This is a genomic window from Stenotrophomonas sp. SrG, from assembly GCF_050031795.1.
Taxonomy (GTDB): Bacteria; Pseudomonadota; Gammaproteobacteria; order Xanthomonadales; family Xanthomonadaceae; genus Stenotrophomonas; species Stenotrophomonas rhizophila_A.
Window position 1 is genome coordinate 43,323 of the sequence record NZ_JBNBBE010000003.1, and the last position, 21,566, is coordinate 64,888.

Annotated in this window: 14 protein-coding genes; 7 read left to right on the forward strand and 7 right to left on the reverse strand. The window is 61.5% G+C overall.

Annotated elements, in window-relative coordinates:
• Positions 1-263 precede the first annotated feature (263 nt).
• Positions 264-2,552, reverse strand: coding sequence for an NADP-dependent malic enzyme (locus ACQG3P_RS03835; protein ID WP_068853953.1), 2,289 nt, complete (start codon positions 2,550-2,552; stop codon positions 264-266).
• A gap of 253 nt (positions 2,553-2,805) precedes the next feature.
• Entirely contained in the window at positions 2,806-4,155 is a 1,350-nt protein-coding gene (locus tag ACQG3P_RS03840; RefSeq protein ID WP_426804256.1) for a dicarboxylate/amino acid:cation symporter, read from the reverse strand.
• A gap of 260 nt (positions 4,156-4,415) precedes the next feature.
• On the opposite strand from ACQG3P_RS03840, the gene ACQG3P_RS03845 reads away from it, so the two are divergent.
• The gene (locus ACQG3P_RS03845; RefSeq protein WP_068853954.1) at positions 4,416-5,582 is read left to right on the forward strand and encodes an OprO/OprP family phosphate-selective porin; all 1,167 of its coding nucleotides are present in this window, start codon (positions 4,416-4,418) and stop codon (positions 5,580-5,582) included.
• Positions 5,583-5,638: 56 nt separating this feature from the next.
• On the forward strand, positions 5,639-8,287 hold the full coding sequence (locus ACQG3P_RS03850) for a hybrid sensor histidine kinase/response regulator (RefSeq protein WP_426804257.1): 2,649 nt from the start codon (positions 5,639-5,641) through the stop codon (positions 8,285-8,287).
• A gap of 107 nt (positions 8,288-8,394) precedes the next feature.
• Here ACQG3P_RS03850 and ACQG3P_RS03855 read toward each other — a convergent pair whose 3' ends face one another.
• Positions 8,395-8,559: a hypothetical protein gene (locus tag ACQG3P_RS03855; protein ID WP_426804258.1), complete on the reverse strand. Its 165-nt coding sequence runs from the start codon at positions 8,557-8,559 to the stop codon at positions 8,395-8,397.
• Positions 8,560-9,302: 743 nt separating this feature from the next.
• On the opposite strand from ACQG3P_RS03855, the gene ACQG3P_RS03860 reads away from it, so the two are divergent.
• The 4 genes from ACQG3P_RS03860 to ACQG3P_RS03875 all read left to right on the forward strand — a co-directional run bounded on the left by ACQG3P_RS03860 (position 9,303) and on the right by ACQG3P_RS03875 (position 16,287).
• The gene (locus ACQG3P_RS03860) at positions 9,303-11,042 is read left to right on the forward strand and encodes a hypothetical protein (RefSeq protein WP_426804259.1); all 1,740 of its coding nucleotides are present in this window, start codon (positions 9,303-9,305) and stop codon (positions 11,040-11,042) included.
• A gap of 70 nt (positions 11,043-11,112) precedes the next feature.
• Positions 11,113-14,958: a wall-associated protein gene (locus tag ACQG3P_RS03865; protein ID WP_426804260.1), complete on the forward strand. Its 3,846-nt coding sequence runs from the start codon at positions 11,113-11,115 to the stop codon at positions 14,956-14,958.
• An 83-nt stretch (positions 14,959-15,041) separates the two neighbouring features.
• Positions 15,042-15,866: an RHS repeat domain-containing protein gene (locus ACQG3P_RS03870; protein WP_426804352.1), complete on the forward strand. Its 825-nt coding sequence runs from the start codon at positions 15,042-15,044 to the stop codon at positions 15,864-15,866.
• Positions 15,859-16,287 (forward strand): DUF4279 domain-containing protein, encoded by a 429-nt coding sequence (locus tag ACQG3P_RS03875; protein WP_426804261.1) that lies wholly within the window; start codon positions 15,859-15,861, stop codon positions 16,285-16,287. Before ACQG3P_RS03870 ends, ACQG3P_RS03875 begins: the two co-directional genes overlap by 8 nt.
• Positions 16,288-16,339: 52 nt before the next feature.
• On the opposite strand, the gene ACQG3P_RS03880 is transcribed toward ACQG3P_RS03875, so the two are convergent.
• Positions 16,340-16,528, reverse strand: coding sequence for a hypothetical protein (locus ACQG3P_RS03880; protein ID WP_426804262.1), 189 nt, complete (start codon positions 16,526-16,528; stop codon positions 16,340-16,342).
• Between the two features lie 232 nt (positions 16,529-16,760).
• Here ACQG3P_RS03880 and ACQG3P_RS03885 point away from each other — a divergent pair, with 232 nt between their 5' ends.
• Positions 16,761-17,642, forward strand: a complete 882-nt coding sequence (locus ACQG3P_RS03885) for an RHS repeat-associated core domain-containing protein (RefSeq protein ID WP_426804263.1) — start codon at positions 16,761-16,763, stop codon at positions 17,640-17,642.
• 854 nt (positions 17,643-18,496) lie between these two features.
• On the opposite strand, the gene ACQG3P_RS03890 is transcribed toward ACQG3P_RS03885, so the two are convergent.
• The 3 genes from ACQG3P_RS03890 to ACQG3P_RS03900 all read right to left on the reverse strand — a co-directional run bounded on the left by ACQG3P_RS03890 (position 18,497) and on the right by ACQG3P_RS03900 (position 21,461).
• Positions 18,497-18,832: a hypothetical protein gene (locus ACQG3P_RS03890; RefSeq protein ID WP_426804264.1), complete on the reverse strand. Its 336-nt coding sequence runs from the start codon at positions 18,830-18,832 to the stop codon at positions 18,497-18,499.
• 436 nt (positions 18,833-19,268) lie between these two features.
• A complete protein-coding gene (locus ACQG3P_RS03895) occupies positions 19,269-20,066 on the reverse strand; it encodes a hypothetical protein (protein ID WP_426804265.1) in 798 nt (265 codons plus the stop codon).
• A 741-nt stretch (positions 20,067-20,807) separates the two neighbouring features.
• Positions 20,808-21,461 carry a LuxR C-terminal-related transcriptional regulator gene (locus ACQG3P_RS03900; RefSeq protein WP_093533592.1) on the reverse strand — a complete coding sequence of 218 codons (654 nt, stop codon included), beginning with the start codon at positions 21,459-21,461 and terminating at the stop codon, positions 20,808-20,810.
• Positions 21,462-21,566: the final 105 nt, after the last annotated feature.

Sequence of the window (21,566 nt, forward strand, 5' to 3'; positions counted from 1 at the left end):
CAGCGGACCACCGCCACGGCCGGGCCGCGTGGGGGTATTTGGCCCGTTGGAGGTTGCAGGCCGGTGACGCCGGGACTGCGGCGATGTTGCGGCCGTGAAGCACGGACGACGTGCACACGGTAGGTGCCGACCGTTGGTCGGTACACGGGGAAACATCAAATGCAAAAGGGACCGGTGCGGTGCACCGGCCCCTTCTTCAAGGTCTACCGACCAACGGTCGGTAGCTACCCATTCGCGTTTCGCGCCGGATGCAGCGAAGGCGCTTACGCCTTCTCTGCTTCCAGCTGCTTGCGGATTTGCGCATCCACCGCGGCAATGGCGGTCATGTTGAGCACGCGGCGCGAGGTGGCGCTGGTGGTCAGGATGTGCGCCGGCTTGGCCACGCCCATCAGGATCGGGCCGATCGCCACGCCGTCGGTGAACACGCGCACCAGGTTGTAGGCGATGTTGGCCGCTTCCAGGTTGGGCAGCACGAACAGGTTGGCGCGGCCCTTCAGCGTGCTGTCGGGCAGCAGCTTCTGGCGCAGCGCTTCATCCCACGCGGTATCGCCCTGCATTTCACCGTCCACGTTCAGACGCGGGTTGCGCTTGAGCAGCAGCTCGCGCACGGTGCGCATCTTCAGTGCGTCCTTGGAATCGTGGCTGCCGAAGTTGGAGTGCGACAGCAGCGCCACCTTCGGCTCGATCCCGAACAGCTTCATGCGGTAGGCCGCCTGCAGCGTGGCTTCGCAGATCTGCTCGGCGGTCGGGTCTTCCTGCACGTGCGTATCCACGAAGAAGAACACGCCCTGCTGGTTGATCACACCGGTCATGGCCGAGGTCGAGGTAACCTTCGATTCCAGCGGCAGCACGCTGCGCACGTAGCCCAGCTTCTTGTGGAAGCGGCCCACCACGCCGGTGAGCAGCGCATCGGCTTCGCCGCGTGCCACCATCACCGCCGCGATCAGGGTCGGGCGCGAGCGCATCAGGTTCTTGGCCGCCGCCACCGTCACGCCGCGACGGCCGGTGAGGTTGTGGTAGTACTGCCAGTAGTCGTTGAAACGCGGGTCGTCGTTGATGTTGGTGACGTCAAAATCAACGCCGGCCTTCATGCGCAGGCCCATGCGCTCGATGCGCGATTCGATCACGTCCGGGCGGCCGATCAGGATCGGGAAGGCCAGGCCTTCGTCGACCACGTTCTGCACCGCGCGCAGCACCACTTCTTCCTCGCCTTCGGCGTACACCACGCGCTGCTTATCGGCGCGCGCGCGGTCGTACACCGGCTTCATCATCAGGCTGGTGCGGTAGACGAACTGGGCCAGCTTCTCGCGGTAGGCCCCCATGTCGGCCACCGGGCGCGTGGCCACGCCCGAATCCATCGCGGCCTGGGCCACGGCGGCCGACAGCTCCACCAGCAGGCGGCGGTCGAACGGGCGCGGAATCAGGTAGTCGCGGCCGAAGCTCGGGGTGTCATCGCCATAGGCCGAACCCAGGTCGCTGGCTTCGCGGCGCGCCATCGCGGCGATCGCGTGCACGCAGGCGATCTTCATTTCTTCGTTGATCGCCGTGGCGCCCACGTCCAGCGCACCGCGGAACAGGTACGGGAAGCAGAGCACGTTGTTGATCTGGTTCGGGTAGTCCGAACGGCCGGTGCCGATCAGCGCATCCGGGCGCACTGCGCGCGCCACTTCCGGCATGATTTCCGGGGTGGGGTTGGCCAGCGCGAAGATCACCGGGTCCTTGGCCATGGTCTTGACCATGTCCGCAGTGAGGATGCCCGGGGCCGACAGGCCCAGGAAGATATCAGCGCCATCGACGATCTCGGCCAGCGTGCGCTTGTCCGTATCACGGGCATAGCGCTTCTTTTCCGGGTCCAGGTCGGCACGGCCGGTGTGGATCACACCTTCGCGGTCGAACGCCAGGATGTTTTCCGGCTTCAGGCCCAGCGAGACCAGCATGTTCACGCACGACACACCGGCGGCGCCCATGCCGGTGGTGGCCAGCTTCACTTCTTCGATCTTCTTGCCGGTGACGACCATGGCGTTGAGCACCGCGGCGCCGACGATGATCGCCGTGCCGTGCTGGTCGTCATGGAACACCGGGATGTTCATCCGCTCGCGAAGCTTGCGCTCCACGATGAAGCACTCCGGCGCCTTGATGTCTTCCAGGTTGATGCCGCCGAAGGTCGGCTCCAGCGAGGCGATGATGTCGACCAGCTTGTCCGGGTCGTTTTCATTGATTTCGATGTCGAACACATCGATACCGGCAAATTTCTGGAACAGCACGCCCTTGCCTTCCATCACCGGCTTGCCGGCCAGCGGGCCGATGTTGCCCAGGCCCAGCACGGCGGTGCCGTTGGAGATCACGGCCACCAGGTTGCCACGGGCGGTGAGCTCGCTGGCCTGCTGCGGGTCGGCCAGGATGGCTTCGCAGGCGTGGGCCACGCCCGGCGAATAGGCCAACGACAGGTCGCGCTGGGTCAGCATCGGCTTGGTCGCCGTGACCTTGATCTTGCCCGGCGGCGACATGCGGTGATAGTCGAGGGCGGCCTGTTTGAAATCTTCGTTGGACATCGCTTTCTGCAGATGAATGGGCGAGAGGAACAGGGGATCATACCCCCGTTGGCGGTGTTGGACCTGTCGCTACGCTGTCGCGATCATGCTGCGACCGCACATCAGGCAGGCCGTGCGCCGGCGTATGCCACGCCAGCCTGACGGGCTCCGATGACAACTTACATCACCGGAAACCCCTATGAAAAAGCAGGCCGTGCCGCCCAAGGGGGGACGGCACGGACCTGCTGCACACACATCAGGGGGAGGGGCGTGTTCAGCGCGCCGGAGCGGTCAGCGGCGACGGCAGGTCGTCGGTGGCCAGCGGCGGCAGCTCGGCCTCGCGGCCATCCAGGGCCAGCGCCAGGCGGTTGCGGTCCAGCGCGCCTTCCCAGCGCGACACCACCACCGTGGCCACCGCATTGCCGATGAAGTTGGTCAGCGAGCGGCATTCGCTCATGAAGCGGTCCACGCCCAGGATCAGCGCCATGCCGGCCACCGGTACTTCCGGCACCACCGCCAGGGTGGCCGCCAGGGTGATGAAGCCCGCCCCGGTCACGCCAGCGGCGCCCTTGGAGCTGAGCATCGCCACCAGCAGCAGCGCGATCTGGTGGCCCAGGGTCAGTTCGGTGTTGGTGGCCTGGGCGATGAACAGCGCCGCCAGGGTCATGTAGATGTTGGTGCCGTCCAGGTTGAACGAGTAGCCCGTGGGGACCACCAGGCCCACCACCGACTTGCTGCAGCCGGCCTTTTCCATCTTCTCCATCAGCGACGGCAGCGCCGATTCCGAGGAGGAAGTGCCCAGCACCAGCAGCAGTTCGGCCTTCAGGTAGCGGGCCAGCTTGAACACCGAGAACCCGCACAGGCGGCAGACCACGCCCAGGATGACCGCCACGAACAGGAACGCGGTGAGGTAGAACGAGCCCACCAGCCAGGCCAGGTTGATCAGCGAGCCCACCCCGTACTTGCCGATGGTGAAGGCGATGGCACCAAACGCACCGATCGGCGCGGCCTTCATCAGGATGTGGACCAGGCGGAACACCGGGGCGGTCAGCGCCTCCAGGAAGGTCAGCACCGGGCGGCCGCGCTCACCCACCAGGGCCAGCGAAATGCCGAACAGCACCGCCACGAACAGCACCTGCAGGATGTTGCCATCCACGAATGCGCTGACCAGGGTGGCCGGGATGATGTCCATGACGAAGCCGGTGAGGGTCAGCTCGTGGGATTTTTCCACGTAGCTGTGCACCGCCGTCTGGTCCAGGTCGGCCGGGTTGATGTTCATGCCGGCGCCGGGCTGCACCACGTGCGCCACCACCATGCCCACGATCAGCGCCAGGGTGGAGAAGAACAGGAAGTAGGCCATCGACTTGGCGAACACCCGGCCCACGGTGCGCAGGTGGGTCATGCCGGCGATGCCGGTGACGATGGTCAGGAAGATCACCGGGGCGATGATCATCTTCACCAGCTTGATGAAGCCATCGCCCAGCGGCTTGAGCGATTCGGCGAAGGCCGGCTCGTAATGGCCAAGGATGGCGCCCAGCACGATCGCCACTACCACCTGGAAATACAGATGGCGGTAGAACGGCAACGGCTTGGCTGCAAGCGGGGCAGCGGTGGGAACGTGCATGGGAAACTCCGGCAGTGTCACGGGGATGCCGGCCGCAGGCGGCGGCATCGGGCGTGGTCTTTTTACGCCCGCTGCATCCCCACGCAGATAACCTATTGGTACTAGCCCCCCTGTTCAGCCAAGCCCAGTGCCTACACTGCACGGGCACCGCGCCCCCACGGCGGCGGGTGGCCGTGTCGTTCCGGGCCTTGTGGCCCAACAGTTTTCCCGCTCGCGGCCGTTGTTGTTCTGCCCCACTTTTTAGAAGCCAGACCATATCCATGCGCCTGACCCCCCTGTTTATCGCCCTCACCGCCCTGTCCGCCCCCCTCGCCGCGTCCGCCGCGGACTGGGACAACTGGCCGACCAAGGTGTCCTTCAGCGACGGCACCGAACTGGCCGCCACTGCCAACATCGCCTACGACCTCAACGATTTCTCCGGCGCCGACGCGTTCGAAGATGACGATGCGGTACGCCGCAAGGAGTTTGGCGCGACCCTGAAGAAGAAGGGCGTGTACGACGCGATGGTGTACTACGACTTCCAGGCCGACACCTGGCTGGACGTGTTCTTCCGCTTCGAGAGCAAGGCTGTGTTCGGCAAGGACATCGGCCGCTTCCGCTTCGGCTACATGAAGACCCCGGTCGGCCTGGATTCCAACACTTCTTCGCGCGCCGGCAGCTTCGTGGAAACCGCCCTGCCCGTGCAGGCCTTCTACGCCGGCCGCCGCACCGGTGCCGAGTGGGTGCTGGAGCGCCCGCAGTACCTGATGCAGGTGGGCGCCTATGGCGGCAAGGACCTGCAGGGTGACAATCCCGGCACCACCCAGGCCGTGCGCGGCGTGTGGACCCCGGTGAAGGCACCGGGCGATGTGATCCACCTGGGCCTGGCTTATTCGCAGGAAAACCCGCGCGGCTACCGCGACGGCCGTGACGTGCACTTCAATGCCAGCGCCCGCCTGCGCGCACGCCCGGAAGCCGGCCTGACCGACATCCGCCTCGTGGATTCGGGCTCGCTGGTCACCGCCGACCAGATCCGCCGCACCGGCCTGGAGGGCATCTACATCCATGGCCCGTTCTCGGTGCAGGCCGAAGCGCTGCGCACCACCGTCACCCGTGATGGCAAGCCGGATTACACCGGTGATGGCCAGTACGTGATGGGCAGCTGGATCGTCACCGGCGAATCGCGTCCGTACAGCGCGGGCGCCGTGGCCAACGTGAAGCCGGCGCACGATTACGGCGCGGTGGAACTGCTGGCCCGTTACAGCCGCATCGACCTGGACGACGCCGACGTATTCGGTGGCCGCCAGCACGACTGGACCGTGGGTGCGAACTGGTACCTGACCAGCCACTTCAAGTTCCAGGCGAACTACGTGTGGGCTGATGCCAGCCGCCGTGGCGTGCGGACCAAGCCGGAGATCTTCGAGCTTCGGGCGCAGGTTCACTTCTGATGTTCAACGGCGGGTGCGTGCAACGCGCACCCGCCGGCACGCCGTAAACTGACGCCATGTACCGCGTCTCCCGCTACCGCCCGTTGCTGTTGACCCTGCTGGTCATGGTGGGCGGTACGCTCCTGGCTGGCCTGGTTGCCGGCCGCTATGCCCAGCAGCGCGCCCTCGCAGCCGAAAGCAGCCAGGTGCGCCGCCAGCTGGACCTGTACGCGCAGACCCTGCAGCAGCGCATCGACCGCTTCCGCACCCTGCCCCAGCTGCTGGCGCTGGACCCGGAACTGCTGCAGGCGGTGAGCAACCCGCTGGATGACGCCGAGCGCCACCGGCTCAACCTGAAACTGCAGCAGGCCAACAACGTCACCCGCGCCTCCACCTTGACCCTGATCGACCGCCATGGCGTAGCGGTGGCCGCCAGCAACTGGGACCAGCCCACCACGAATGTGGGTGAGGACTACAGCTACCGGCCTTACTTCCAGCAGGCCATGGCCAAGGGCACCGGGCGCTTCTACGGCATCGGCATGACCACGGCGGTGCCGGGCTACTTCCTGTCGCAGGCGATCCTCAACCACGACGGCGACGTGCTGGGTGTCATCGCGATCAAGATCGAGCTGCGGGCGCTGGAGCAGGAATGGCTGCAGAGCACCGACATCGTGATGGCCAGCGATGCGCATGACGTGGTGTTCCTGGCCAACGGCGATGCCTGGCGCTACCGCCTGCTGCGCCCGCTTTCCCCGGCAGAGCGCAACGAGATGCTGGCCACCCGCCAGTACGCCGACCGTTCACTGCAACCGCTGCAGGCGCGCACGCTGGATGTTCTGGCCGATGGCGGCCGCATGGTGCGGCTGGAGCAGCCCTCCATTCCGCGCCCGATGCTGTGGCAGACCTACGTGCTGGATGACCCGCAGTGGAAGCTGCACCTGCTGCACGATGCCGGCGCCAGCGCCGCCGTGGGCCGCAGTACCGCGCTGGCCGCCGGCGGCATATGGCTGGCGCTTTGTTTCCTGGCGCTGTTCGTGCAGCAGCGCCGCCGCCTGGCCTCGCACCGGCAGCGCAGCCGCCTGGAGCTGGAAGCGGTGCTGCAGCAGCACGCACAGGAACTGCGCACCGCGCAGGATGGCGTGCTGCAGGCCGCCCAGCAGGCCGACAGCGGGCTCAGCCGCAGCCTGGCGCACCTGCCGCAGGGCGTGGTGGTGATCGACAGCGAGCAGCGGCTGGTGGCGTGGAATGCGCGCTACCTGGAGCTGTTCCGGTTCCCGCCGGACCTGATCCGGGTGGGTGTGCCCATTGCCGAGGCGTTTCGGTACAACGCCCGCCGTGGCCTGCTCGGCCCGGGGCCGATTGACGAGGCCATCGAACGTCGCCTGAACCACCTGCGCAGCGGCCGGCCGCACATGCGCGAGAGCGAGAAGGACGACGGCACGGTGCTGGAGATTCGTGGCAACCCGCTGCCCGATGGCGGCTTCGTCACCAGCTACGCGGACATCACCGCCTACAAGAACACCGCGCGTGAGCTGCGCTCGCTGGCCGATGCGCTGGAACACCGCGTGGCCGAGCGTACCCGCGACCTGGACGAGGCGCGGCGCGAGGCCGAGCGCGCGAACCGCTACAAGACCCGCTTCGTGGCCTCGGCCGTGCATGACCTGCTGCAGCCGCTCAATGCGGCGCGCATGTTCGTCTCGGTGCTGCGCGGCAAGCTGAGTGGCGACGCCCGCGAGCTGAGCGAGCATGTGGATGCGGCGCTGGCCGCGCAGGATGCCATCCTCAACAGCCTGCTGGATATCTCGCGGCTGGAATCTGGCACGCTGCAGACCCATGTGCGTGCGTTTGCGCTGTCGCCGCTGCTGGAAACACTGGCGCGTGAGTTTGGCATTGCCGCCAAAGCGCGTGGGCTGCAGCTGGACTGGGTGGATACCCGTGCGGTGGTAGTGAGTGATGAGGCGCTGCTGCGTCGCATCCTGCAGAATTTCCTCTCCAACGCACTGCGCTATACGCCGCGTGGGCGGGTGCTGATCGGGTGCCGCCGGGTGGGCGACCAGCTGCGCATTGAGGTGCATGACCAGGGCCCGGGTATTCCGGAGAGCCTGCAGGGCGAGATCTTCGAGGAATTCCGGCGGCTGGATGATGGCGTGGACCAGGAGCGCGGCGCCGGGCTGGGCCTGGCGATCGTGGAGCGCATCGGGCGGCTGCTGGGGCACCGCATCAACCTGCGCTCCACGCTGGGCAGCGGCAGCGTGTTTGCCGTGACCGTGCCGCTGGGCAGCGCCGATGCGATACCGGCGCCCGCCCCTGCCCCGGCGGTGTCGGCGGATTCGGGCGATGACAGCCCACTGCGGCAGTGCCGGGTGTGGAGCATTGATGATGATCCGCGTGTGTGTGCGGCCACCCGTGCACTATTGGAACGCTGGGGCTGCCGGGTGGAGCTGGCTGATGGCCCGCATGCCGCGCTCGAGATTGCCTCTGCATTGAACGTGCCGCAGCTGGTGCTGCTGGATGTGCGCATGGGTCAGTGGCATGGGCCGGACCTGTACGAGCAGCTGTGCGAGCTGTGGAAGGCACGGCCGCCGGTGATTCTGGTTACTGCCGAGCGGGATGATGCGTTGAAGGCGCAGGCAGTGGAGAACGGCTGGGGCTTCCTCTCGAAGCCGGTGCGCCCGCCGGCCTTGCGGGCGCTGATGACGCAGCTGCTGGTGCGGCACCGGGCGTAAACCGGTGTGCAACTCAACCGGTGCGCAATGCTGTTCTTCGTTGATGGTCATGCCATTACCGAACGTTCGGCGTTGGTCGGCGGTCGATCGAGATGCGATCCTACCGATCACGCCTGCCCATCGGAACCGGTCGCCCGCCGCTTCTTCTTCGGCAAATGATCCCGATACCGGCACGGCACCGGAATCGGCGTTTCATCCAACGTCAACGTGATCCGCTTGGACTCCACTTCCACGATTACCTTGCCGCCTACCGACAGCGCAAATCGGTCCATCCACGTACCTCGCAACATCAGGCACGGAATGCGCCCGCCATCCGACATAGGCCTTGAGTTGCTCAATTGAGGGAACTTCGGAATTCGAACGACGCGTTTGCCACCTCCGTGGAAGTCTCCTTCGCCGTGATGGCGAGGGGTTCGAGAGGCTGAAACCCGCTTGATGGCACACGGCGCGGCGCAATCCCGCGACGGTGTTGTACTCCGCCACCCTTCCCACATAGGACATCAACGATTGCTATAAGTGAAGTTCCAGCTCCGAGGCGACACCATGCCCTAATCCGCACGCCAAGTGAAATTGCTTGTTTCGCATAATATTGGATTTCGATAGGCACGCACTACCGAACGTCATGGTAGACACGCAACCAACATAGCGTGATCCAGCGCACACATCGTGATCAACGATTGCGCCATGGAATATCCGCGACCTCCTCTGCAACTTGTGCGATCGAGACCCATCCCGCCAAGCTCACCGCGCACTCTCCACACGCCAGTTGCGCAGCATGTAAACGTGAGTTAATGTCCGCCACATCGCACGGGGAGTGCGACCTCCTTATTTACTGCACTGCAATAGCGGCGCGGCAAGTTGTGGGTCAGTTTTCGCGCAGCGCACCAGAAACCACGAAGGAGACAAACTTAATGTCTCGTTCGAATTGCAAATGTCTTGAGCTTGTCCTGTTGGCGTCGAAGCACTACTGGAACCATGTCCGGTTGGTAACGACCGGCACTACAGGGGGACGTTCGTGTCGTCGCAATCCAGAACCTTCAGCATTATCCTGGCGGTATTCCTCTCGTGCTTCTGCGCTCATGCCCTGTCCCAAACGGGCGCCCCGCTGACATCTTCACAGGCGGGTGTCTTCTATGAGGACAGGCTAAAAGGCTTGGGTGAGCTGACCTCGCTGGGGAACGACCTTTTTGGGGACCGCATCAGCCTTTACACAGGGGGAATGCAGTTCACCCAGGTGGACGTCGATCTGCCCGGGAACAATGCGCTTCCTGTTCGGTTCTCCCGCACACTGAAGATGGGCGGCCGAAGGGACACCTTCAAGTCCATGAGCGACTGGGACTTGGACATTCCCTACATCTCAGGCATGTTTGGTCAAAGCGGCTGGGTATCCATGGTGCCCGGAGAGCCGCTCCGGCGATGCTCAATTCCGTTGAACGCGCCACAGCAGGCAAGCGCACCCTCTGAGTTCGTAGGAAGCGGACAGGGAAGCGTGGGCTTCGCATTTGACCCCTACTTCTTCTGGGGAGGCCTTTCTCTAAATCTTCCTGGCACTGAGAGCAAGCCGATGATCATCTTGGACGCGGCTGCAAAGCAACCTACAGACGGGAATTCATATCATTGGACTACCGCAGACCGCTGGGTTTTCTCCTGCCTCCCTGGGACGAGCAACGGTGTTTCTGGCGAAGCCTTCATGGCGCACGCCCCGAATGGAGACCGTTACTGGTTCGACCGCATCATCGCCATTCCGCGCGGAACGATGACGGCGAACTACGGCAACGGCTCGTTCAATTACACGAGCACAATGGGGCTGCGTGAGTTTCGCGCGATGGTCACGCGAGTCGAGGACCGGGAAGGCAACTTTGTCACCTTCACCTACAGCACCGACCAGACCGTAGTAAGCGCCAGCGATGGCCGCTCAATGGTCATCAATCGCGGCCCAGACGGGGTAGCAAGCGTAGTTGCCGATGGCCGCACATGGAACTACGAATATTCGGGTACAGCCGGTGGACGCAAGCTGAGCCGAGTTATCTTGCCTGACGGTTCCAGCTGGTCAATCAATGCGGGAGCTGCATTCGACAACCCCATCGGGGGCTGGCGAAACTGCGCAGACTTCGTGTCTTTCACGCCAGGACCGAGCTCCTCGGCGACCGTCGTCATGACCCATCCGTCTGGAGCCACCGGAACGTTTGAGTTGAGCTACAGGATCCATGGAAGGACAAACGCACCGAATACCTGCCGATCCTTTACTCAGGTCTTCTATCCAGTCGAGTCGCACCTGCTGACAGTCCTCGCTCTCAACCGCAAGACCATCTCCGGGCCCGGCCTCAGTCCCCTTACGTGGGACTACCAGTACTCGCCGCTCGCTGCGAGCCTCGATACAGGACAGCACATCTACTGTTCCACCACACCATGCCCAGAGACCCGAACAGTCACGGTCGCCCGGGAAGATGGAAGCTGGAATCGCTACACCTTTAGCCAGAAGTACGGGGATCTCGAGGGGCGGATGCTTACTGAAGAGCGCGGCAACGCACAGGGCGTCGCCCGGCGAATTGATCTTCAGTATCGGCGCAACCCCGACGGCAGCTACGCAAGGATCGGAAACAACCCTTGCTGGGCGTGCTCGAAGGAAGAGGAAGTTCCAAAGCCTCTGCAGTCGCGCATCACCACGCAGGACGGCCAGTCATTCATGTACCGCGTCGATCAATTCGACGCGTACGCCCGACCAACGCAGGTTACCCGGTCCAGCTCGCCCTGAGGGCAGACCACAGCGCACTGTAGAGCCGCAGCTTGAAAGAGCCGCGCCGCAACCATGTACGGGGAAGCATATGGATTGCAAATTGCGTCATCGCACACTGAGAACACTCGAAGGGTGGGGAGCTCTCACCCTGATTACAGTTTCCGCCCTCACTCCCGCCTTGGCGGCAACAACCGTTGAGACGCTCAGCTACCACGACAATGAGTCCAAGTGGATACTGGGACAGGTCGCAACGCGTTCAGTTAACGGCATCCTGACCGACCAGGCATCCTTTGACCCAACGACTGCACGCCCGCTGCAGTTCTGGTCGTTTGGCAAGTTCGCGCAAGCGATCAGTTACAACTCCGATGGTACCATTGCGTCTCTGCGCGACGGCAACGGAAACACAATCACACTGGGGTCGTGGAAGCGCGGCATTCCCCAGGCGATTGGCTTCCCCGACGCCACCAGCCTCACCGCAACGGTTGATGATCGCGGCTGGATCAACCAAGTAACGGATCAGAACGGGTATACGACGGCCTATCGGTTCGACGCGATGGGAAGGCTTGCGGGCACTGACTACCCCAGTGCGGACTCCACGGCGTGGAACGCGATGAACCAAAGCTTCACGCAGGTGGCTGGTGATGAGTACGGCATCGCAGCGGGGCACTGGCGAAGAACGACCACCGCGGGCAACCGAACCTCGGTGGCCTATTACGATGCACTGTGGCGCCCGCTTGTTGGTGTCGAGTATGACAGCCTTGACGCGTCCACTACACGCTTCTCCGGGAACGAATACGACAACGACGGCAGGGTCGTCTTTGCCGCGTACCCGGCAACAACAGCCAATGTGGATCGGGGCACTTGGACAACATATGATGTACTGGGCCGGGCGGTCTCGGTGGTTCAGGACTCCGAACTAGGCCCCCTTACCACCACCACCCGCTACCTCAGTGACGCATCGGGCGTTTTCGCGCTGGTCAGAAATCCGCGCGGGGCTGAAACGCGTACGTGGTACCAGATGCTCGACACGCCCTCGTTCGAGCGTCCTGTACGGATCCTTCAACCGGAGGAGGCAGTTACCACCATTCCACGCGATGCCTTTGGAAAACCGCTGAGTATTACCCGCGGCAATGCCGACGGAAGCCTTCAGGTCACCCGCAGTTACACATACAACAGTTATCAGGAACTCTGCCGGACAGTGGAGCCGGAAACCGGAGCAACCCTGACCGGCTATGACGGCGCCGGCAATGTAGCCTGGTCTGCTGGCGGTCTGCCTGGCTTAACAGACTGCGAGCAGGACGGCAGCTCCCCGGCAGTTGCGGCGCGACGCGCAACTCGCTCTTACGATACGCGCAACCGCCTGCGAACCCTCACCTTCCCGGACGGAAATGGTGACCAGAGCTGGACCTACACGCCCGACGGAAAGGTCAGCCAGATCACCACCCGCAACGATGGCGGCGGCAGCCAGGTGGTCAACAACTATACTTACAACAAGCGACGCCTGTTAACCAGCGAGTCCATTGTACAGACCGGATTTCCCAGCCAATCCGTAGGGTATTTCTACGACTCCAATGCGTCGCTGGCCGCAATTCAATATCCCAGCGGGCTGACACTGGACTACGGGCCGAACGCCTTGGGCCAACCTACCCATGTCGGTGCTTTCGCCACTGCGGTCACTTACCATCCAAATGGTGGAGTAAAGCGATTCGTGTACGGCAATGGCATCGTTCACACCATGCAGCAGAACGACCGACAGCTGCCCGCGCAAGTGGTGGACGGCGGGGTCATGAACAACAGCTACAGCTATGACGCTGCAGGAAATGTCACTCAGATCACGGATGGATTGAATTCTCAGCGCACCCGCTCAATGTCGTTCGACACGGCCGACCGGTTGATTACCGCGAACTCACCTGCCTTCGGTGGCAACGGCCAGATGGCTTATACGTACGATGCTCTGGACAACATCCGTACCGCCGCTCTGGGGGCTGTACGCAATCACAGCTACTGGTATGACGCGAGCAATAGAATGAGCAACGTGCTGGATGGTAGCGGCTCCACCGTGATGGGCCTTGCCTTCGACGCCCAGGGAAACCTTGCCAGCAAGAACGGGCAAGGTTTCCAGTTCGACTACGGAAATCGCCTTCGCACCGTCGTCGGCAAGGATAACTACCGTTATGACGGACACGGGCGCCGCGTGCTTTCGTCTTCAGCTACGGGGCCGATCACCGCCCTCTACGGGCAGGATGGCGTGCTTCGCAGGCAGGACAACGATCGTAACGCCAGCAGCACCGAGTATGTGTACCTGAACGGAAGTCTGTTGGCGGAGATCGCCACGTCTACTGCGCCAGCGGTTCCAGTGATTACAGCGCCAGCCCAGAGCAGCAACGGGAACTTTGTGGTCAGTTGGAACGAAACCGCACAAGCTACCCGCTACGAGTTGCAGGAGCAGGCCGGTAGCGGCCCTATGTCGAACATCTACTCAGGGCCCGACCACCTGCAGAACATCACCGGCAGGTCAGGCGGAAGTTATGGGTATCGCGTGCGCGCGTGCCGGAACACGGTCTGCGGCGGGTGGAGTGCGACCGCCTCGGTCGTGGTGCAATCGTCGCCGTCTTCCGGCCCTGCCATCAGCGCTCCCGGGCTTTCGTTGGATGGAACGTACACTGTGGCATGGCAGTCTGTTGCAGGTGCTTCCACCTACCGACTGGAAGAGAGCGCAGGCGGTGGCGCCTGGACGGAGATTCAGAACGCTGCAACCTTGGCGCGCAGTTTTGCCTCCAAGCCAGACGGTACGTACGGCTATCGCGCCCGCGCGTGCAACGAGGCAGGATGCGGGGCGTACGGAACTGTGAGTAGCGTACAGGTACTGCGACTGCCCTCAACGGCACCCACCACTAGTGCACCGACCCTTTCGGCAAATGGTAACTACTCGGTAACTTGGACAAGCGTTGCGGGCGCGAGCAGCTATCGGCTGGAAGAAAGCATCGGCGGCTCCGGCTGGACCATCGCTTACTCCGGGGCTTCGACATCCTCTGCCTACTCACAGAAGGCGGACGGGAGCTACAACTACCGCGCTTCGGCATGTAACAGCAGCGGGTGCGGACCTTCTGGCGGAATCGCGACCATTCGGGTTGTTCGCCCGCCCGTTGGGACGACCACGCTATCCGGCCCTGCATTGTCCAATGACGGCAGCATCGCGTTGAGCTGGCCGCCGGTGTCAGCGGCCACCTACTACACCGTGTACGAGAACGTAGGAGGTGCTGGTTGGACTGCGGTGCTCACCACAGGCAGCACAAGTGCCACGCTGTCTGGTCGACCCGATGCCACCATCTACTATGGTGCTGCGGCCTGCAATGACGGTGGTTGCGGCGCCCAAGGTTCAACTACCGCAGTCGTCGTCATGCGTCCTCCGGGCGCGCCTTCAATTTCAGTACCTGGGAGCTCGGCCACCGGAAGCTTCACGGTGACCTGGGGTAGTGTTGATCGGGCGAGCACCTATTTAATCGAGGAGAGTTCCAATGGCGGTGCATGGACAGCAGTGCAGAACAACGCATCAACCTCGATCGGGCTAGCCCGAGGTGACGGAACCTATGCGTACCGCGTAGCTGCCTGCAATCAAGGTGGGTGCAGCGGGTACAGCGCCAGCGCCGCAATCACGGTGAACGTCCCTCCGACGACCCCTACCGGTCTTACGGCGCGCTACATCGTCACCAATTCCTTCCCGCCGTGGCAGGTTCGTTACACAGTCAGCTGGAACTCGGTACCTGGCGCCGCGTGGTATGAGGTCACTGGGCGTGGCACCTACAGTGGAGCGGCGACATCCGTAGTAATCAACTACTCAGGAGTACCTTCCGGCGCCACTTTCCAGGTTCGTGCATGCAAGACGATTGGCTGTTCGGCTTGGTCCGCAATCGTCACCGCAACCGGGGGTTGATCATGAGCGCTCAACGACAACCTTCACTCCAGAACTTCGATCGCCAAGCGGCACCAGCGTGGGTAGCACTGCTCATCTGTGGAATGTTCTCGATACTGGAGGCTCGCGCTCAAACCACAATCAGATACATCCATACGGACTCTCTGGGTTCACCAGTGGCGATAACGGACATCAACGGAAGCCTGATTGAGTCGGAATTCTATGAGCCTTACGGCTCATCAACACTTGGCATTCCAGACAACAGTCCTTCTTATGCCGGCCATGTCTCAGATGAGCAAACCGGCCTGATCTACATGCAGCAGCGATATATGGATCCACAGCTAGGCATCTTCCTATCCGTGGACCCGGTATCGCCCTATCAGCAGCAGGTGGTTCAGTCCAGTCGCTACAGGTACGCCAACAGTAATCCCTATCGCTTCAGTGATCCGACCGGGCGCATCGGCGTAGGTCTTGAGGACAAACAGCCAACACCTGAGGCTCCGCCGCCTGAGCCTGAGACGTTAGCGACAGTCCTCGTCGTTGCGACTCGTCCGATCCCCATGCCGGCCGCGGCTCCAGTACCATGGCTAAGCATAGCGGGAAGACTGTTGGGCAGAGTCTCCGGTCCACTTGCGTTGCTTTGGCCAACGCCAATGGGGGCTTCGCCTTGCGAACTACCTGGCGGTCCGCCTTGTGGGGTGATGATGTCAGGCGCGTTCCCGCCTGGCTATTGGCCTGCCGACAGTGGTTCAGCCGAATGGGGAAGGAGAAATGGAGTGGGTGCCCGCGAAGGAACGGACCGATTCCACAAAGGGGTAAAGGAGAACACACCTGGGACGAGAGGTGATCACGATTTCGGGGTCAATCCGGAAACCGGGGACGTGATCGATCAGAACGGAGAGCTAGTTGGAAACCTTAACGATGAATAGCCAGACCACGAACATTGATGGCGATACTTGTGCTGTTGCGATCCTGCTCTATGGAGACTCATTAGACACGAAAGATGCCTCGATTCTTTTGGAGCTAAGCCCTACCCGGACACGGAACCGAGGGGAAGAGCGGACAACCTCCTCAGGGGCGCAGATCGTCCAGAAGATTGGATTCTGGGAGCACCGCGTACGGGTACCCCTGGACAACCTCTCCAGGACTATTGTTCAAATGATCAGCGCCATCCAATGTGAGACCGTACTCGGACGTGTCGGAATCGAGAAGGCTGAGCTGGATATCTTCGTGCCACTGAGTACGAAGGCTCAAAAGAATGGGTTTGAGATGGAGCTTTCACCTCAACTGATGCGCAGACTGGCCATACTCGGCTTCGACGTATTGGTTACAACACGCATCGCCGAATAACTGAAGGTGAATTCCACCAGATTTCGAGGTGTCAGCCATCGCATCAGACCCATCATTTCTGGATGGCGGGAAACTTTCCATCAAAAGTTATTTCCGCATTGATTTTGAAGAGAGCGGTCTCTTCGGACCCCTCTGCTGCGATGGTCTTGGGCAATCCGACTTGTGGGTCGACGGCGTTCCGGCTGACCTCGAGTTCAACGGCAAGAAGGTCGAAATTGTGGGCGGTCTTGCGGCGCGCCACACGTCACCAATTCCTTCCCGCCGTGGCAGGTTCGTTCCACAGTCAGGTGGAACTCGGTACCTGGCGCCGCGTGGTATGAGTTCACTGGGCGTGGCACCCACAGTGGAGCGGCGACATCCGCAGTACTCAACTGCTCAGGTGTACCTTCCGGCGCCACTTTCCAGGTTCGTGCATGCAAGCCGATCGGCTGCTCTGCTTGGTCCGCCGTCTTCACTGCAACTGGAGGATGATCATGAACGCTCGACTGCTGCAGAGCCGTAGAGTGCACAGTGCACTCGCCATACTCCCTTTCGCCCTGATGGCCAGCGAGGCAATCGGGCAGACAAAGATCCGCTATATTCACACAGACGCGTTAGGCTCGCCGGTGGCGGCTTCGGACTTGACTGGGAATATCATCAATTTCAACGCGTACGATCCTTATGGCAAGCCACTGACGAACTCCGGCGAAGACACACCCGGGTTCGCAGGCCACGTGACCGATGCCTCCACTGGATTCAGCTACATGCAACAGCGATACTACGATGGTGACATTGGAAGATTCGTATCAACAGACCCAATCACACCGAGAGTTCAACCATTGACAGGATTTAACCGGTACCGTTACGCCAACAACAATCCTTACTCGATGGTTGATCCCGACGGGCGACAATCTACACCACTTGGTGAGGCCTACCTTCGGCACTACTACAGAAACGCACTAAATACCGCACCGCCAGACAAGAAGACTGCGAGTACTGATACTTCAAATTGGCGTGAACTCAGTCGGGAACAGAGCGTCTTCCATCGCCAAGGTGAGGGAGGGGAGAACAATACGAAATGGGTGGACATGACGGGGCACAACGAGGCAGTTTACGACGGAGATGGGAACCTCATTACAGATCGCCTGAACGGCGGAACGTACAATTACTTTTCCCCCGACGAATTCATCGGGCATGCGTTCTTCGACATCCTTCCATACATCCTCTGGGGAAATGGACCGATTGCCGTTACACCAGCAGATCTGGACGCATCGAACCGAATACCCGTGGTGACCATAGGCGAGATTGAAAACCCCGACCAACCTACACCCGCGCCTGAACCTCCACCTGAGCGTGAGTTAAGAAACCGCTTCTAGGGACTACCGGAGTCTTCAATGACCGCCAATCGCTGGACAAATCACCTCCTGCTTTTAGCAAGCGTCGCAGCACTTGCCGCGCTGTTCCTACTTGTCTTCGATAGATTCACGTATTACGACTACCATAGCGCTCAATGCGCCGCAGGCGATGCGAGACTTATCGCAAGGCTTACGGGCTCTTATGACCCGAGCAGGCCGCGAACCCGCGCTGCCCCATATAGGCTCACCATCGAAGCATCTGGCATCGATGATCGACATTCGGTCTCGAACGTGTCAGTTCAAATGGATTCACCTGGAGCAACGCAACTGACCCCAAGCCTTGAGCGAATTGAGCGCGGAGAACATGATGACAGTGCTGTAGCGTTTCGACTTCTTTCACCTCCACTAAAGCTGGAGTACGAAGATCAGCTGCTTGTCGGGACAGTTCGAAGCGATTATTCCGACCGCCCCCCTGTTTCGTTCAAGTGCGCGATAAGGCGAAATTTCCACAGGGAATGGAGGTGGCCATGGTTCGATGCTTGGATGAGCATCTGATTTAAGTACATAGATGACCGGAACAAATGTCCGGGAATCGCCTTCGAGCTTGGCCAAGTTCATGTTTGAAAGGCGAGTCGTCTTCTGAAGCTTGTGCTTGACGATGGTACTGCGCACACGCTCCCCCAGTTGATCAGCAGTTTCGCTTCCCGCACGCCTCCTTGAGTTCTCGTGCTGCTTTCACCAGCCCTTCTTCGTCATCCCACGGCGACAGATAGAACAGCTGACGGTCATTCCACAACCGATCGATCGAACATGGTCGGCGGCAGAACGGGATGCGACCCTACCGGGTGCATCCCGCCATACCGGACCAATCCTCGCTACTCCGACGCTTCTTTGGCTGTCGTAACCGCCACCCGGCGGCTCTTCCTCGGGGTGTGGTCCAGATACCTATACGGCACCGGAATCGGCGTTTCATCCAACGTCAACGTGATCCGCTTGCTCTCTACTTCCACGATCACACGACTGCCTACCGGCAGCTCGAACCGGTCCATCCACATGCCGCGTAGTACCAAGCATGGAATGCGACCACCGTCCGGCAGGGGATGACCACCGGGATGCGAGAACGATCCGACACGCAGACTCTCCGGCACATGCATGCCGATGCGGGTTTGGGGCTGTTCGTTGGAATGCAGATTCGAACTTGAACGACGCATTTGCCACCTCCAAGGAAGTCTCCCTCGCCGGAATGGCGAGGGAGTCGGGAGGTTGAAATCCGCTCGAGCACACACGGCGTGACGTATTCCCGCGAAGGTGTTGTATTTGGCCACCCTCCCGACATGGGACGTCCACAATCGTTGTGCTCGAGGAGATTTCAAGCTCCGAGGCAACACCATGCACCATGCAGCGCGCAAAGTTAAATCGCTTGTTTTGAATGATATTGGAGTATCAATAGGCGCACACTACTACGCGTCGCAATTAGCCCCATATGCATGCAGATACGTTGCTGCTCTCGATGCCCTTCAAGCGATCTCCCCGGTGAAAGATGCCAACCATTCCGGCAATCTACTTACGAATCAGCCGTAAGCCGATGGCGAATGATGCAGGGATGGTCGTCCGGGTCGTACCAACAGCCACCCAAGCGCATCGGAGTTACCAGTCCGAGCTGTCCCGCCCGGGAACTTCATCTACTTCAGAATCCCAGTCGGATTTTCCTTCGTCATCAGAGTCACACGTTCTGAGCGCGGCACCTTCAGTTGTGGCACCAGCCCTTTTCAAGTGCTCGATCACGTCCTTCATGTCGTCGATCACCCATGACTCGGCGTCCTCATCATGTTCGAGCTTCGCGAGCAGCTTTTCGGCCAATTTCAGCGGCGGAATTCGCTTATGACCACCAATTGAACTCCAGTCGTAGGTTGACATCAGATTCACGTCGGCGCCCAAGTCGATCAGTTCTTTTACCCGGTCCGAGCAGAAACCGACATCCTCCACCGTCCTCAAGATGACCAGATGCAGAGGGGTAAACTCAAAGGAATTTACGCGGCGACTCACCTGGCAAACGTTGGTGCGCATGGACTCGCCCACCAATGCGAAGTCATTGACCGTTCGTCCCAGAACGATCTTCTCGTTGTCCTCAATCAGCGGTTTCATTACATCGAAGAGCGTTCGCTTTGGCTGGGAGCCCTCAGCGAGAGCTTGATCGCCTACGCCACACCCAGGCGCAGCAGAAGAGGGCAGCGAGTCGGGCAACGCTTTCGCCTGTAGCGCTGAGGCAACAACAAGTGATGTCGCCGAATGCGGAGCATTCTCTACCAAGACTATCCTCCCAGCTGCAATGCCCGCCGCAGTGGACGAACCCGCACTGTCGGCGGCAGTTGTCGACGCTGCTGCTAAGCGCAGCGCTCCGGCAGCACTGGTGTTAACCGACTGGGAAGGTTGAGATGGGATCATGACGCGCGCCTTAAGTCGAAAGAGCCGCACGTTTTAATGAATCGAGGCGAGTACCGCCTTCAGCTTTCGATCACAATGTTGCATACAAGGGCGTGACGTGGCCAGCCCCTTGATGTAGCAGCTACCAGGCTCCGTGATTACAGGAAAGGATTCGGTCCGCATTGTTCCCGACAATATCCAGAGGGTTTTCATGGCGCTCGACGAGCAGATCAATCCCATGACCCGCCTGAAGTCCCAAGTTCCGCTCCATCTGGCGCCATTCGATGTTGCAGTTCACCTTTGTTCAACGGGAAGCTCTGCTAGCCTTCGTTTTTTGCAGCCCTTGGAACACGTCCTCTCCCAGCCACCATTACTGGTGATGACACTAGGTACGTACTGGCCCCGCTCGCGGCGCCACTCTTTTCTCAGGAACCCGCCGCTGGCGGGTTTTTTGCGTTTGAGTTGGGTGGTTTCGAGACGGGACGCGACCGATCCGCACAGGCATTCTGCGGACAGAACTCTCTCTCCACCATCGGGCGCACCCTACGTTGCACGTAGAACTAGCCTGACGCGTCAATCGGCTCGGCTGGAACCGGGAGCGGCGCTGGTGCCGTTGATGCGCGTTAGGCTCCCAGAGAAAGGCCGCCTTCGGTTCGGGTCATGCCGAAATCGCGCTGCCGAACAACGTCGGCGGTCGATTGGGATGCGACCCTACCGGTTGGGCAACGCATGGTTTGCACCGCGTTGCCACACACGCCGGGCCTAGGTGAGGTCTGCGCCTGCGTCGCCTTCTGGTTCAAGGGCCTTTACCAGTACCGCTGCCTGGGTGCGGCTGACACATTCGAGCTTTTTCAGGATGGCGGTTACGTGGACTTTTACGGTGTTCTCAGCAAGCCCCAGCTCGTAGGCGATCTGCTTGTTGAGCAGGCCATCGGCGAGGCACAGGAGCACGCGGAATTGCTGGGGGGTCAGCTGGGCCAGGCGGGCTGCGAGCAATGCGTCGGATTCGCTGCGCTCTGCTGCCATCGCCGGGAACCAGAGGCCACCGTCGAGTACTGCCGCTACGGCCTGGCCGATGGTTTCGGCCGGGGCGGATTTGGGGATGAAGCCGGCGGCGCCGAACTGCTGGGCGCGACGGATGACGCGTGGGTGGTCGTTGGAGGAGACGATGACCACCGGGATGTCCGGGTGGGAGCCGCGTACGTGGAGGAGTGAGGAGAAGCCTCGGGCGCCGGGCATGGTCAGGTCCAAGAGGACCAGTTCGATTTCCGGGTGCTGGTTGAGGGCGGCCTCGAGGGCTTGGGCGCTGGCCACCTCGATGACCTGGACGGCCGGAAGAGCCTGGCGCAGGGAGTGGACGACGGCGGCGCGGAGTAGCGGGTGGTCGTCGGCTACGAGGATGGTGGTTTCGCTCATGCCTGCATTGTAGGTCGCATTTTGGGGTGCGGCGAAGAGCAGCCACGCAGGGCGTGGCTCTACGCAGGCGTTCGGGTCGTCAGGAGCGCGGCGACGCAGGGCGTT

Coding starts and splice junctions, on each gene's coding strand:
- ACQG3P_RS03835 (WP_068853953.1), bottom strand. CDS start 2,552: ATGTCCAACGAAGATTTCAAACAGGCCGCCCTCGACTATCACCGCATG.
- ACQG3P_RS03840 (WP_426804256.1), bottom strand. CDS start 4,155: ATGCACGTTCCCACCGCTGCCCCGCTTGCAGCCAAGCCGTTGCCGTTC.
- ACQG3P_RS03845 (WP_068853954.1), top strand. CDS start 4,416: ATGCGCCTGACCCCCCTGTTTATCGCCCTCACCGCCCTGTCCGCCCCC.
- ACQG3P_RS03850 (WP_426804257.1), top strand. CDS start 5,639: ATGTACCGCGTCTCCCGCTACCGCCCGTTGCTGTTGACCCTGCTGGTC.
- ACQG3P_RS03855 (WP_426804258.1), bottom strand. CDS start 8,559: ATGGACCGATTTGCGCTGTCGGTAGGCGGCAAGGTAATCGTGGAAGTG.
- ACQG3P_RS03865 (WP_426804260.1), top strand. CDS start 11,113: ATGGATTGCAAATTGCGTCATCGCACACTGAGAACACTCGAAGGGTGG.
- ACQG3P_RS03870 (WP_426804352.1), top strand. CDS start 15,042: ATGTTCTCGATACTGGAGGCTCGCGCTCAAACCACAATCAGATACATC.
- ACQG3P_RS03875 (WP_426804261.1), top strand. CDS start 15,859: ATGAATAGCCAGACCACGAACATTGATGGCGATACTTGTGCTGTTGCG.
- ACQG3P_RS03885 (WP_426804263.1), top strand. CDS start 16,761: ATGAACGCTCGACTGCTGCAGAGCCGTAGAGTGCACAGTGCACTCGCC.
- ACQG3P_RS03890 (WP_426804264.1), bottom strand. CDS start 18,832: ATGCGTCGTTCAAGTTCGAATCTGCATTCCAACGAACAGCCCCAAACC.
- ACQG3P_RS03895 (WP_426804265.1), bottom strand. CDS start 20,066: ATGATCCCATCTCAACCTTCCCAGTCGGTTAACACCAGTGCTGCCGGA.
- ACQG3P_RS03900 (WP_093533592.1), bottom strand. CDS start 21,461: ATGAGCGAAACCACCATCCTCGTAGCCGACGACCACCCGCTACTCCGC.